The following is a 12,721-nucleotide window of genomic DNA, read 5'->3' on the forward strand; positions in this document are numbered from 1 at the left end:
TAAAGTAACGAGGAGGTATATCATGGAATTTTATAAATTTGATAAAGATAGCGGTAAACATATTTCAAAATTCAATTCTAATTTCATTATGTCTCGTATTCTTCAAACGGATAAGGCAACTCATATCGGATGTCTGCACTTAGATGAAAACGGTGTTATTGGGTATCACCAGGCAGTTGTATCGCAGCTTCTTTTAATTATGCATGGAGAAGGATATGTAAGAGGCGAAAAGGAAGAGTATGATAAAGTGCAGGCCGGAGACGCTGTGTTTTGGGAAAAAGATGAATGGCACGAAACAAAGACAAGTACCGGATTAACCGGTATTGTCATTGAAGGTGATGACTTAAATCCATCATTGTTTATGCCTCTAAAGAAATAATGCGGCTACAATCATTTTCATCCCTGCGATTTTCGGCGTTTTCAAAGGGCGAGCGTTTCTCGATAGATAGAAGCTGATATAATAGGAGAAGCATGATAGAAGCGGAGGGAAATCTATGCATACCAAAGAGAGCCTGATGCACGATCTGGAACAATTGCGGATTCCCGGCAACGGGACGCTGCTCGTGCATTCTTCGTACAAAAGTTTAGGCCATGTCGAAGGAGGGGCGGATACGGTTCTGGATGCTTTGTCTGCCTATATGCGGGACGGGCTGCTGGTGCTGCCGACGCATACATGGTCCACGATCAATGCGAACAATCCGAAATTTTATGTGGCCGATTCGCCGGTTTGCGTTGGCATTTTGCCGGAATTATTCCGCAAGCGCCCCGGGGTCGTGCGCTCCTTGCATCCTACGCACTCCGTAGGGGCTCTAGGGAAAGACGCGGAAGTTTTCGCAGCAGGGGACGAACGATTCGATACGCCTTGCGCTCGAGGCTCGGCGTGGGGGAAGTTGCTCGATCGGGAAGCTCATATTTTGCTATTGGGCGTCGATTTGCGCAGAAACACGTTCATTCACGGCATTGAAGAGTGGGTTGATATACCCGGAAGAATGACGGATGAACACGAGCAGCTCTACACCGTATTGCCGGATGGCACCGAAATTGCGGTACCGTCGCGCAGACATTGCGGATTGAATTGGTCGGAGCATTTCTGGAAAGTGGAAGACGCTTTGCTGGATTCCGGCGCCATGGTCTATGGCCGAATGGGCGATGCGCAGGTGCGTCTATGCGATACCGTTCGGATGACCGAAGTGATTACCCGATTGCTTCGGCACGATCCGGATTTGTTCTCCGACAACGAACCGTTAGCATTTGAGGATTTGCTTTAAAAGTAACAATAAATAGGCCGTCTCCGGAAAGGATGCGACCTATTTTTTTGTTTTCAACCTTGCCTCACCAGCCGAAAATGACATCGAATACGGGCTTTGTATGGCCGCCCGGGTACATCACATATAATAGTACGTACACCGCTGCACCGGTAATCGCAGTGACAAACCACATGACCGAAGTAACGCGCCCCCATTGGCGGTGCTTGGCATATCTTTCTTTGAAGCCGAGGACAATCGTTGTGATGCCGAATACGGCTGCGACCGTCGCCAGGACAATGTGGAATAGCAGAAACACCAAGTAGTAGGGCTTCAGGCTATCGGGACCGCCCCACTCCGTATTTCCCACGAAGATGGTGCGCGATACGTAAACGATAAAAAATAATGCCGCGAATACCGCTCCGGCCAACATAACCTTCTTGTGCGCATCCAGCTTCCGCTTCGCCGCAAGGTTCCAACCGATCGCGACCAACACGGCGCTAATGACGATCAAGCAGGTACTAATCGTCGGAACGATGGTGTAAATAGACATGGATCCCCACCCATTCCTTTCTGTTGATTTACTTGTCGATCACCGCGTTGGGTTGGCCGATCATTCTGATAATCACGTTAGGAATGGCCAGCAGCAGCACAAGGGAGCCGTAAACGCCAATGGTATAGCTGGCAGCATAGACGAAACCGAATCCCTGATGAAAAAGGGTGGTGATGAGATGAATCGACATGTTCGTAAAACAAAAGGCATAGCTGCGGATCATCCAGTTCCGGTGCCGGGCGATCCGCTTCTTTTTGATCTGGACGAGCGCGATAATGGTGATGATCGGCCATATGATGTTGAGCGCATTGAACCCCATGCTGCTTATTTTGCCTCCGGTGGCGTAAGGGGCCATGTACCCGGAGGTCAGCACGACAAGCAGTACGGACACGAGATACACGTAGCCGTTGATGCGATGGAACATGCGGCTTCGCTCACGGATCCGATTCGAAAAGTTGATCAGCCCCGCCGCCATGGCAATGCAGGCGAAGGCAACATGAACGTACATCACGTTTAACCACACAGGAAGATTCAGCTCGCGCTTCAGCCCGGTTTTATGGCTTAAAAATGCTGCGGCTTCAGGATCGATCAAGTAATTTTTCACCAAGGCGTACAAAATAAATAGAATGCTTACACCGGCCAAAAGACCGTATAATGTTCTCTGTTTCTTCATTTGGACGACAACCCCCGAGGCTCCATATTTCGTGCGAATAACTACATTTCGGCCAGGTTAGGAAAGACGCTTGCCTGTTAGTCTGGATGCCGGCAGCAGGCCGGCCTTGGCGACTCCGGTCATTTCATCTCCGTTGACGACCACTTCGAATTTCAGATTCAAGCGCATCGGTTTCGTGATTTGCAGCGACCAGGCAAGCGTGTTGTCCCGCAGTGCGGGATGCATAAACTCGACCGTCTCATCCCCTTGGATTGCCTTGCCTTGGATCGTCCCGTTACCGGTTGAAATGGAGAGCCTGACGTGCATTTTGCCAACCGGCGTAGCGATGACCGTATCCCAATCCCCGTCGAAGACGGATGCCTGTGCGGTTGTATTAGGCAGTTTGCCGGGGGAGATCGCCGCATCGTCTGACGCGAGGTTCGGTTCGTCGCCCGCCGACGCTTGCCGCGTATTAGGCGCCATTCCTGTTTCTCTCCAAACCGTTCCCCTGCGTTCAAATTCGAATAATTGCTCTACTTCGTGTGCGATGCGCGGCCCAAGCTCGCGTTCCACCAAATACAGCGCGACATCGAGTCCCGAAGTGACGCCGCCGCCGCTCACCAGATTGCCGTCGTCCACTACGCGCGCCGCGACGGGAATGGCCCCGGTCGCTCCCAGCACATCCATGCCCAGATGATTCGTGACCGCATGTCTGCCTTCCAGCAGCCCTCCCATGGCCAGCAGCAGGGAACCGCCGCATACCGTGGCGACGACGATGTCTTTGCGCTTCAGCGCCTGCCCCATCATTCCGGTTAGTGCCGTATTCATAGCGCGATTCAGAATAGCCGGGATCGACTCGGGGCCGTCTCCTGCGACGGGGCCGGACGCGCCAGGCACGAGAATGATGCCCGCAAGTTCGGGATTCAATCTGCCGCTTGCCGCAATGGGCAGCCCGTTGATGCCGCTAGGTACGGATCTCGGCCCTTCGGCGGTGACGAGTTCCACGCTTAACGCGTTCTCGGCAAACATGGCAGCGGCGCTAAAAACCTCGTATGGCGCAATGGCATCCAGCAGGTCGAAGCCATCGAAAAGTACGATTTGAACATGCAACATAAAGAAATCCTCCCTATTCAAGTCAATTTGTCTGTTTACCATAACAAACGAATATCTCAAACGAAGTTGGAAAAAGTCACAAAACCATAAACAAATCGTCACAAAACATGGGGGCAAAGAGAAAACCGCGCTTGATTGCGCGGCTTTTCATCTTATATGACCCATATCGCCTCTCAATATAAATACATAATTGCTTGCAAGTCGCTTACATACAAATACACGACGGACCCATCATCGTTATATCCCGCTGAAACAAAATAATGATCTTGAAGCGTTTTAAAGTCTTTGTTTTTGGAAGATATCTCTGCGAGAAATTTTTGGTTGCTAACATCATAAACGTAATCAATGGAATGAGGCTCAGTTTCCCGATCGATCGCGTATTTTTTACCGTATAACGTAAACACATCTTGCTTCAAGTCTCCTACCTTTGAACCGCGTACGGTACGATACATTTTTTCGGAACCTTCGGTTAAACGAATCAATGCGACTGTTTTTCCTTCTCTGTAGATGATGTCAACGCCATGATCGTATTGATAAAAGAAACTGCTTTTTTCTCCCTGCCCCAGAACCTTCTCCGCCTCCTCTCTTTCCATTCCATAACAGACCTTCTGTTTCTCATCCATTGTAATAATACATAGGTCGCTTTCGGAAAGCGGCGTATCCGGCTTAAATCCTCCATCCCCACTACACCCCGTAAAGAACAACAATAGAGCTATGATCGTTACATATTTGAGCGGCATGTCTTCCTCCTACTATTTTTCCTAAAGTTTACCATGATACTTGAAATTTTAGTAGGAAATTGTTGAGAGGTGTCGAGTAGGGAGGTTCACTTCGGAAGTCGCGGGGAATTTTCGTTGTCTATGACGTAGAGCCACAAAAAAAAGAAACCAACGCGGGATAAAACATCCCAGCGCTGGTTTCCGATCGATTTACTTCACATATTCAAGAAGTCTTATAACAAGCGTGACGGCTTCCGCCCGGGTCGCCACTTGCCGGGGAGCGAAGCGATTATTGCCAACTCCTCCCACAAGCCCTGCATCGACCGCGGCAGCAATATACGGCCTCGCCCAGGCCGGAATATCCTTCGCATCGGTAAAGGCAAGTTTTGCTGCAGAATCGGGACGAATCCCCCCGGCGCGAACGATCATCGCCGCCAGTTCCGCCCGGTTCAACGGCTTATGCGGACCGAAAGTGCCGTCCTTGTAGCCGCTGATGATGCCTGCTTCCACGGCTTGCGCTACGGCATCCTTCGCCCATGAAGGAATGTTGCTCGTATCCGTGAATGTCAGCGGAGTGCCGCCTGCATCCAAATTCAAGGCGCGTCCCAGCATCGTAACGAATTCCGCGCGCGTCACTTGCCGATTCGGCCGGAAGGTTCCGTCGCCGTAACCGTTCACGAAGCCCGCCGCTACACCCTGGTCGATGGCCGCTTTGGCCCAATGCCCTTCGGTATCCTTCAGCGCCGGCGGGTTCTCGCGGCCTGATCCGGTACCTGGATTGCTTCCAGGCTGAGAGCCTGTGCTTGTGTCGCTGCCCGGATCCGTCCCATTGCCGGAATCCGAACCTTTATCCGAATCTGGTTCCGATCCGCTTCCCGAACCGGAACCAGCCCCCGTGTTGCTGCCTGTTCCTGAACCGGACGTTCCCGAACCCGGCGTCCCTGAACCCGGATTGCCCGGCTCGGGATTCGGCTTCGCGACATCCTTCTTCACGATGCCGAATTGATCTACGATGAACGGCTGTGCGTTGTTCTGGTTCTGATCGATTTCATACGTCACGGCTGTCAGTTTGCTGCCGTCAATGGTAATGCCGACGAAATTTTGCACTTGGCTGCGCATCGGACGCCGATTGTCTTTCGGGTCGGGACCGTATTTGGCCGCATGATTTTCTTCCGCCCGTTCGAACAGGCTGTAGTACGCATCCCCAAGACTTGGGCTCGGGTTTTTATAATAGACCTTCGGGCCTGCGGTGGCCGGGATCAAATAGATCGTACCGTCCGGATTGACCGAGTATTCAATCTTCTCTCCGTTCAGCGTCTCCGTAATTTTTACAGGCTCTGTTGCTTTGCCATTCGGCTTGATCGGTTTGGTACGAGCATAGATATGATCATGACCCTGCAACACAAGATCGATGCCCAGCTCCGCCATTAACGGAGCAATTTGGTTGCGGACGCCATTCGCTCCCATAATATCGGAATCCGTCGCATGATTGGAAGTGGTGTACGGACCTTTATGAATGTTGACGATGATCCACTTCGCTCCGGCTTTTTTGGCCTGCTGAACATCTTGTTTGAGCCACTCCACTTGCTCGACCGAGAAATTGTCATACGTATCCGAATCTTCATTGGAATTCAAAATAACGAAATGCGCATTGCTGTAATCGTAAGAGTAAAAGGCTCCGGTCTCGGTTGCCGAGTTTTCCGGCGGCAGTACATTAAAGTGTTCAATAAACGCATAGTTCTCATCCTCGTGATTGCCCGCGGAAGGCGCTAACGTCGTATGGAGCAAGCTTTCCTGCGAGTGTCCCAACAGCCAATTCCATTGTTCTTCCTTGACGCCTTTATCGACAATATCGCCATTGTGCACGACGAATTGCGCTTCCGGCACCGTAGCCAACGCTTTGGCGAGCGTCTCGGATGAAAGTATCGCTTCCTCTTCGTTCTTCGCCTGCGTATCGGCCAGATCGATAAACGTGAACGCGCCCTTCTCCGGTGCGGTCCGGAATGTGCCCGTGTCGCTCCAAACGCCAAGCGCCGCATCGCCTACGCGGAAAACATAGGACGTATTGGGCTTGAGCCCTGTTGCTTCCGCTTTATGCACAAGTTCTGCAGGCGAATTCGTAGAAGTCGCGGAACGCCCTTGGAACGAGATCGCATTCGCAAAGTCAGGGGCGGCGGCAGACTTCTCCACAACTTGAAGATCGCTGCCGGTCACCTGCTCGGAAGTATACCAGGTGAAGCCCTTGGATGTCTTGGTGTCGCCGTGGAACGTAACCGTCACTTTGCTCACTTTTTCCTCAACAGGATCCGGCTTCGTCTCTTTGGTAATTCCGAATTGATCTACGATGAACGGCTGTGCGTTGTTCTGATTCTGATCGATTTCATATGTCACGGCCGTCAGCTTGCCGCCGTCGATGGTAATGCCGACAAAGTTCTGCACCTGGCCTCTCACCGAGCTGGTTGTATCCCCGTACTTGCGGGCATGGTTCTCTTCCGCGCGCTCGAACAAATTGAAATACGCGTCTCCGAGTTCCGGCTTCTGGTTCTTGAAATACACTTTGGCGCCTGCGGTGGCGGGAATCATGTAGATCGTTCCATCGGGCTTCACCGCATATTCGATACTCTGGCCGTTCAGCGTCTCGGTAATTTTCGCCACGTCTTCAGCGGTTCCGTCGGATTTGATCGGCTTCGTCCGCGCATAGATGTGGTCATGGCCTTGCAGCACCAGATCGATCCCAAGCTCGTTCATGAGGGGAGCGATTTTGTTCCGCACGCCGTTCGCGCCAATGATGTCGCTGTCGGTGGCGTGATTCGAAGTCGTATACGGGCCTTTATGGATATTGGCGATAATCCATTCCGCTCCCGCAGCTTTCGCTTGCTCGACATCCTGTTTCATCCATGCCACTTGCTCTGCGGAGAAGTTGGCGTATTCCGGCGAATTCTCGTTCGAGTTGAGCACGATGAAATGCGCATTGCTGTAATCGTAAGAGTAATAGGCGCCGGTAATCGTCGCGGCGTTGTCCGGCTGTTGTACATTGAAATGCTCGTAGAAGGCATAATTCTTGTTCTCGTGATTGCCTGCGGACGGCACAATGGTGGTATGCAACAGGCTGGATTGCGAATGGCCCAGCAGCCAGTTCCATTCCTGCTCCGATGTGCCGTTCTCCACCACATCCCCGTTATGAACGACAAATTCGGCTTCTGGGATGGCGGCAAGCGCTTTGGACAAGGTAGCTGCGGACAGCATGGCCTCGCTTTCGTCCTTCGCTTGCGTGTCGGTCAAATCAATGAAGGTGAAAGCTCCATCCGCCGGCGCCGTCCGGAAGGTGCCCGTCTCGCTCCAGAGGTCCAGGCTGGAGTCGCCGACTCTGAAATAATAGGAGGTATCCGCCGTTAAACCTGTCGCTTCCGCTTTATGCACATGCTCTCCCGGGGAATTGGAAGAGACCGAAGTCCGCCCTGTGAATACTTGGGCCTGGCTGAAATCCGGCGCTCCGCCTTGATTCTCGACCACCTGCACATCGCTCCGGAAGGAGCCGAGCGGCGTATACCATGTAAATCCTTTCGCGCTAGTCGCATCGCCGTAGAAGGTTACGGTCACCTTGCTGATTTCAAGCGCCGGAGCCTGAACTAACGCTGTAAGCTCCATATCGAAGTAGAGGTCCGAACTGCTGTCGCTTTGCTGATGAACCTCGACCGCAATTTCGTTATTGCCGTCCTTCAAATAGGACTTCAGCGGCTGCGTCAGATCCACATTTTCATATAGCACCGGAAGATCTTTGTTTGAGATGGCTTTGGTGGAATACGTAATTTCGCCTTCCGGCATGCCGAAGCGGCGCACCTCATGCCCGTTCACATAGATCACGGCCCCGTCATCGATGCCGAAGGTGCCGAGAAGCTGTCCGTACCCATCGATCTCATCTTTATTCACTTGAAGATTCGTACGGAAATAGGTGGTGCGATGTTTGAGTTTTTTGTCCGGACCATAGCCAACTTCTGTGTTGAGCGGCCCAAAGGCGGAGGTTGCAATGCCGCTGCCATTATCCTTGTATCCGAATGGAGCAAACCCGGAATCCCAGAGGGAATCATCATACGTGGCTCTCCAAACGCTATTCAAATCTTGGCCCTGATCAAAATATTTCCACTCGCTGTTCCGCTCCAGCAGAATCATCGGCTCATCCTGCGTTGCCGCTTCCGCCGCAGGCGAGGATCCGAATCCTGCCAATAAACCGAACACTAGCGCCGTAGAAAGCAACATCGATAATAGCTTTTTGTACATGCGATCGATCATCTCCTTTTATTGTCGTAGAATGCGTTCCAACCTCTCAAACAGGTCTAGCATAACAAAGGGAGATCAATCGATTGTCATCGGGGGGTAAAAGGTGTGTAAAATTTGGTTGCACCATTTATAGGCTTGTAAAAAGTTGTTCGTCGATAAAGCTTCCTTAGCTAGCACCGGGTGGGCAAGCAAAGACAGAGCTCAATATCGTTGAAATAAACGCATTAAGCGCCGAGTAAGAATAACATCGGTAGGAACTGTTCGCGAACGCTTTGCTGAAAACAGAGAAAGAAGAGACCGGCGTTCAGACGGCCGCTTGCTGGGTCGACTCCTTCGAAATAAGAGTAAGATTTATGCGAAATTTTCCTCCCAGCGCTGCGCGCAAGCCAGACATGGGAGTCGGGGGAATGGTGCGCATCGCTACGGCATGCATCAAACTCATTGCGTTTTCCTTAATCCGTCGTCATCAACGACTAGGACAAACAAGTATTGCATGACATGATCGAATTCTACAACTCTCAAGTTACCGAATGGGGGCTATCGATAACCTCAGCTCGATAATTTGATTGTCTTGCAAAAATAGATTAGAGACTTACTCCCTCCGGCATTAAGGGTTTCGCTTTGTAAAACGACATACCGAAAGGTTGGCGTTTTTTTGGGCTCTGACATATTTTCTTTCGTAATGTATAAGTTCCTTGGAAGGATTTGCTCTATTATTGTCGAATATTCGTTATGGAACAACGAAGGAGATGGATCAGTGAAACAACACCAAAATTTTATTGAGAATATTTACAAAGAACTTAAAGATATTTCAAAAATTTATGCTGGCTCTAACGACATATTAGAAAGATTATTGAAGCTTCATGTAAATTGTATAGAAGCCCTCGCTTTGTGTAAGCAGCTTGATTTGATTTCTCAGGTTGAAGGAAAAAAATATTTTGCCTTCTCTTATAACAATAAAATATCAAGAGCTGTAAATCGTAATTTATTTATTATGGAAACGAACGAAATAGAAAAAACTATTAATTTTATTTCCAAGGAGAAACTTACCGAAACCACTCCCGAGAATATAACAAAAGCGTTATATACAATGGCTATTAGTTTTTGCAGTATTATAGATTTGCTTAAAGAAAGGGATCAAAAAACTCCCGGTACGTTTTTTGAAATATTTGCTTGTCATTGGTTTTCGAGAATGCTCCAGATCCATCCTAAGAAAGAGATCGATGTATTGAATCTTGATAAGGAGACAAAGTTACCGACAGATTATATTTTTGATCTAGGAAAAAATCGACCTAAAATCCATCTCCCTATTAAAACATCGACTCGAGAACGAGTTATTCAGGTTTGGGCGCACCAACGCGTGTTAGATGGCGTTTACGGTGTCGGGAGATTTTTAGGAATGTGCGTTTGTTTATCGGAAACCAAAGTGGACAAAAAGAAATTGGAGGTTGTAGAGATCTGTTTGCCTGAACAATGGCAAGTTTATCAAATGTTCATTGCTCAAATGAAGCGAATATATTATTTGGACGTGCCTAATAGGTACCAGGTATTGAACGATGTATTTCCACCAATTAACGTTAGACCATATGGCGATTTTTTTTATGAAGTGCAGAAGATAGAACAGGGGAATTATGTATTGTAATATTTTGAAAGAAAAAGGATTGTAACGAAAAATCGTATTCGTTATAATCCTTAATTAATTTCTCATTGGGCTGCAGTTAATAATTCAATCAACTCATTACCTGACTCATTCATACTGTCTTCAATTTCTAAACACTTAATAATTTCTAAACCGATCGCCTTGGCGAGTAGGGGAGGAACAGCATTTCCTATTTGGTGTCTAACATCATGTTTCGTACCGTAAAATCTATATGAGTCTGGAAAACCTTGAAGTCTTGCAGCCTCTCGCGGGGTTAAAGGTCGATTATAAAGAGGGTGACCATAGCGTCCCCTTGTAAAACTATCGAAACCTCCTGTTATAGTCGGCGCTTGTCCGTCCCAACGTAACCGTCCGTAAACGTCAGGCCATCCGCCTTTAGTCGTATCCGCATTTTTGTGACACTCCAATCTAAATTCTTCCGGTATGTCTTTCCAACCGCCGCCCTGCGGTACGAATGAAAATCTTTTAATGTTAATTTCGCTTACGTTTGCCCTTTGATGATTGGGAAAGTACGGATGCTCCTCTTTTGGGCTTTCCGGCGGTTCAGGCAAACCTCCAAGTATTTCTCCAACAGTCTTCCATTTAGTTACAGTTGGTTCGGGGATTTTAAATGGAGTTTTTATACTTGAATGTTTACCTATTATAATAAATCTTTCTCTTGTTTGAGCCAAACCGTAGTCTGCTGAATTATAGAAATGCGGATATAAAATATAGTCTTTGAGCAGGTTTTCAATCTCGCTAATAAATTCTTTCCCGCGCTTTTGTCCCAGCATCGATACGTTTTCGAGCATAAAGAAGCGAGGGGTAATTTCCTTAACTATACGCGCATATTCCAAAACAAGTTTATTCCTCTCGTCTCCTAAATGAGCCCCTCTTTTTTGTTTGGAAAAACCTTGACATGGGGGCCCCCCGGCAAACAAATCTAGATTTTTATCGTGTAATCCTGCAATTTTTAAAAGATCATCTCCTTTTAATTTAGTGATATCGGCAGTAAAACAATTTTTGGACAAATTCATTTGATACGTTAATACAGCAGGCTCGTTAATATCAAATGCTGTGGCGATCTTAAAGCCAGCATTATGTAGTCCCAGTCCTAAGCCTCCTGCACCGCAAAAAGATTCTATAGAAGAGTATTTCCTATTCACGTTGAATTACCTCCATTTCCCTTCGAATTTAGGTAATTTTGTAACTAATTCAATTATAGAACAAATGTTCCCTGATTTCTACCTAAATCTAAAATTTTATAATGACATAATTACTTCTTATTTTATACCGCTATTTTTTAGTAAAAAATAATAATATGTTATTTGATTATACAATTAAATTAGCTTTAGCGAAAAGTGTCCTATTGAGAAAGGTGTTCTCGGAGAGTTTCTTTATGTCAATATATTAGTCTTTAATTTTTCAAAAAATAAACGATCTTAATTTCTAGCTTGTCTATTTCCTTCAATTCGCATCCCCAAATTGTAAGAATATCCCAACCTAGTTTTTTTAGCGTTTCTACGTTTTTTAAGTCTCTCTGCTGATTTTTTATAATTTTATCTTGCCAATATTGGCGATTAGATTTAGGTAATCTTCCTTTTTGACAATTTTCATGCCCATGCCAGAAACAACCATGGACAAATATAATTTTTTATATTTGGGAAGCACAATATCAGGTTTTCCGGGTAAATCTTTTCGATGCAGTCTAAATCTATAATTAAGTCTATGAAGCATTTTTCTTATTGTTATTTCCAAACTAGTATTTTTGGAACTAACTTTACTCATAATTTCGCTGCGTTTTTCTTTCGAATATTTATCCATGCTTTAATCACTCTCCTAATATAATAATAATCCTTTTTCAATGCTTTCCCAATGAGAATAAGTTCCAAAATATTGATTTGAAACATCGTAATAGAGAGGATTTTCCAATATTATGTCGAAGTCAATCATATCGTGACTTATTTCCTAATTCGTTAGAGGTGTACAGATGTTAAATAAACCGATTGCAATAGATTTGTTTGCAGGCGCCGGGGGATTAACCCTTGGTTTTGAAATGGCCGGTTTTTCAGTTAAAGGTTCGATAGAACTTGACGATCATGCCTGCGATGCTCACAAGAAGAATTTCCCTGATTGTAGAGTAATTAAGAAAGATATAACTTCGTTAAATGGCAATGAAATTCTAAAAGAACTTAAAATCGCCGGGGAACAAGTAGATGTCGTTATCGGAGGTCCTCCTTGCCAAGGGTTTTCGTTAGCCGGGAAAAGAGCCTCCGACGATATAAGAAACGAATTATTAAATGAATATGCTCGCATCGTATTAGAGATTTTGCCCAGATTTTTCGTTATGGAGAATGTTAAAGGTCTGCTCTCGTATAAATCCGGTGATGTATTAGCCTAAATTTCGAAAGTACCGTTCATTGAAAACATAAAAAAGTGCCCAAATCTTTGGTAGAATGGTGTTTGTCGAGAACACTACACCCAAAGAGAGGAGCACCTTTTAGGTGAAGTCTACCACACCCA

At 47.2% G+C, this 12,721-nt stretch carries 11 protein-coding genes and 1 pseudogene; 4 read left to right on the plus strand and 8 right to left on the minus strand.

The features are described 5' to 3' along the window. The first annotated feature begins 22 nt into the window (after window positions 1-22). Entirely contained in the window at window positions 23-379 is a 357-nt protein-coding gene (locus tag LQ229_RS15715; protein ID WP_230192238.1) for a cupin, read from the plus strand. A 115-nt stretch (window positions 380-494) separates the two neighbouring features. After that, on the plus strand, window positions 495-1,268 hold the full coding sequence (locus LQ229_RS15720) for an AAC(3) family N-acetyltransferase (RefSeq protein ID WP_230192239.1): 774 nt from the start codon (window positions 495-497) through the stop codon (window positions 1,266-1,268). Between the two features lie 64 nt (window positions 1,269-1,332). Here LQ229_RS15720 and LQ229_RS15725 read toward each other — a convergent pair whose 3' ends face one another. The 6 genes and pseudogenes from LQ229_RS15725 to LQ229_RS27320 all read right to left on the minus strand — a co-directional run. After that, window positions 1,333-1,797 carry a DUF420 domain-containing protein gene (locus LQ229_RS15725; protein ID WP_216540678.1) on the minus strand — a complete coding sequence of 155 codons (465 nt, stop codon included), beginning with the start codon at window positions 1,795-1,797 and terminating at the stop codon, window positions 1,333-1,335. A gap of 28 nt (window positions 1,798-1,825) precedes the next feature. Continuing rightward, a complete protein-coding gene (locus LQ229_RS15730) occupies window positions 1,826-2,470 on the minus strand; it encodes a DUF2306 domain-containing protein (protein ID WP_216540677.1) in 645 nt (214 codons plus the stop codon). A gap of 57 nt (window positions 2,471-2,527) precedes the next feature. Then, complete coding sequence (locus LQ229_RS15735; protein ID WP_216540676.1) at window positions 2,528-3,562, minus strand: DJ-1/PfpI family protein; 1,035 nt, start codon at window positions 3,560-3,562, stop codon at window positions 2,528-2,530. A 173-nt stretch (window positions 3,563-3,735) separates the two neighbouring features. Continuing rightward, complete coding sequence (locus LQ229_RS15740) at window positions 3,736-4,302, minus strand: hypothetical protein (protein WP_216540675.1); 567 nt, start codon at window positions 4,300-4,302, stop codon at window positions 3,736-3,738. A 189-nt stretch (window positions 4,303-4,491) separates the two neighbouring features. Continuing rightward, a complete protein-coding gene (locus LQ229_RS15745; protein ID WP_230192240.1) occupies window positions 4,492-8,559 on the minus strand; it encodes an S-layer homology domain-containing protein in 4,068 nt (1,355 codons plus the stop codon). Window positions 8,560-8,783: 224 nt separating this feature from the next. Further along, window positions 8,784-8,963: pseudogene (locus tag LQ229_RS27320) on the minus strand (deferrochelatase/peroxidase EfeB); the annotation flags it as partial. Between the two features lie 353 nt (window positions 8,964-9,316). On the opposite strand from LQ229_RS27320, the gene LQ229_RS15750 reads away from it, so the two are divergent. Next, on the plus strand, window positions 9,317-10,201 hold the full coding sequence (locus tag LQ229_RS15750; RefSeq protein ID WP_230192241.1) for a hypothetical protein: 885 nt from the start codon (window positions 9,317-9,319) through the stop codon (window positions 10,199-10,201). A 62-nt stretch (window positions 10,202-10,263) separates the two neighbouring features. Here LQ229_RS15750 and LQ229_RS15755 read toward each other — a convergent pair whose 3' ends face one another. Both LQ229_RS15755 and LQ229_RS15760 read right to left on the minus strand, forming a co-directional pair. Then, window positions 10,264-11,364, minus strand: a complete 1,101-nt coding sequence (locus LQ229_RS15755; protein WP_230192242.1) for a DNA cytosine methyltransferase — start codon at window positions 11,362-11,364, stop codon at window positions 10,264-10,266. Between the two features lie 385 nt (window positions 11,365-11,749). Then, entirely contained in the window at window positions 11,750-12,022 is a 273-nt protein-coding gene (locus LQ229_RS15760; RefSeq protein WP_230192243.1) for a very short patch repair endonuclease, read from the minus strand. Between the two features lie 166 nt (window positions 12,023-12,188). Between LQ229_RS15760 and LQ229_RS15765 the strand changes: the two genes are divergently transcribed. After that, complete coding sequence (locus LQ229_RS15765) at window positions 12,189-12,599, plus strand: DNA cytosine methyltransferase (protein ID WP_230192244.1); 411 nt, start codon at window positions 12,189-12,191, stop codon at window positions 12,597-12,599. Window positions 12,600-12,721 lie beyond the last annotated feature (122 nt).

This window comes from Paenibacillus sp. CECT 9249 (assembly GCF_918697855.1).
GTDB lineage: Bacteria > Bacillota > Bacilli > Paenibacillales > Paenibacillaceae > MSJ-34.

Excerpts from the sequence above, each read along its gene's own strand:
- LQ229_RS15735 (WP_216540676.1), bottom strand. The coding sequence starts at position 3,562 with ATGTTGCATGTTCAAATCGTACTTTTCGATGGCTTCGACCTGCTGGAT.
- LQ229_RS15745 (WP_230192240.1), bottom strand. The coding sequence starts at position 8,559 with ATGTACAAAAAGCTATTATCGATGTTGCTTTCTACGGCGCTAGTGTTC.
- LQ229_RS15740 (WP_216540675.1), bottom strand. The coding sequence starts at position 4,302 with ATGCCGCTCAAATATGTAACGATCATAGCTCTATTGTTGTTCTTTACG.
- LQ229_RS15725 (WP_216540678.1), bottom strand. The coding sequence starts at position 1,797 with ATGTCTATTTACACCATCGTTCCGACGATTAGTACCTGCTTGATCGTC.
- LQ229_RS15765 (WP_230192244.1), top strand. The coding sequence starts at position 12,189 with ATGTTAAATAAACCGATTGCAATAGATTTGTTTGCAGGCGCCGGGGGA.
- LQ229_RS15715 (WP_230192238.1), top strand. The coding sequence starts at position 23 with ATGGAATTTTATAAATTTGATAAAGATAGCGGTAAACATATTTCAAAA.
- LQ229_RS15760 (WP_230192243.1), bottom strand. The coding sequence starts at position 12,022 with ATGGATAAATATTCGAAAGAAAAACGCAGCGAAATTATGAGTAAAGTT.
- LQ229_RS15720 (WP_230192239.1), top strand. The coding sequence starts at position 495 with ATGCATACCAAAGAGAGCCTGATGCACGATCTGGAACAATTGCGGATT.
- LQ229_RS15730 (WP_216540677.1), bottom strand. The coding sequence starts at position 2,470 with ATGAAGAAACAGAGAACATTATACGGTCTTTTGGCCGGTGTAAGCATT.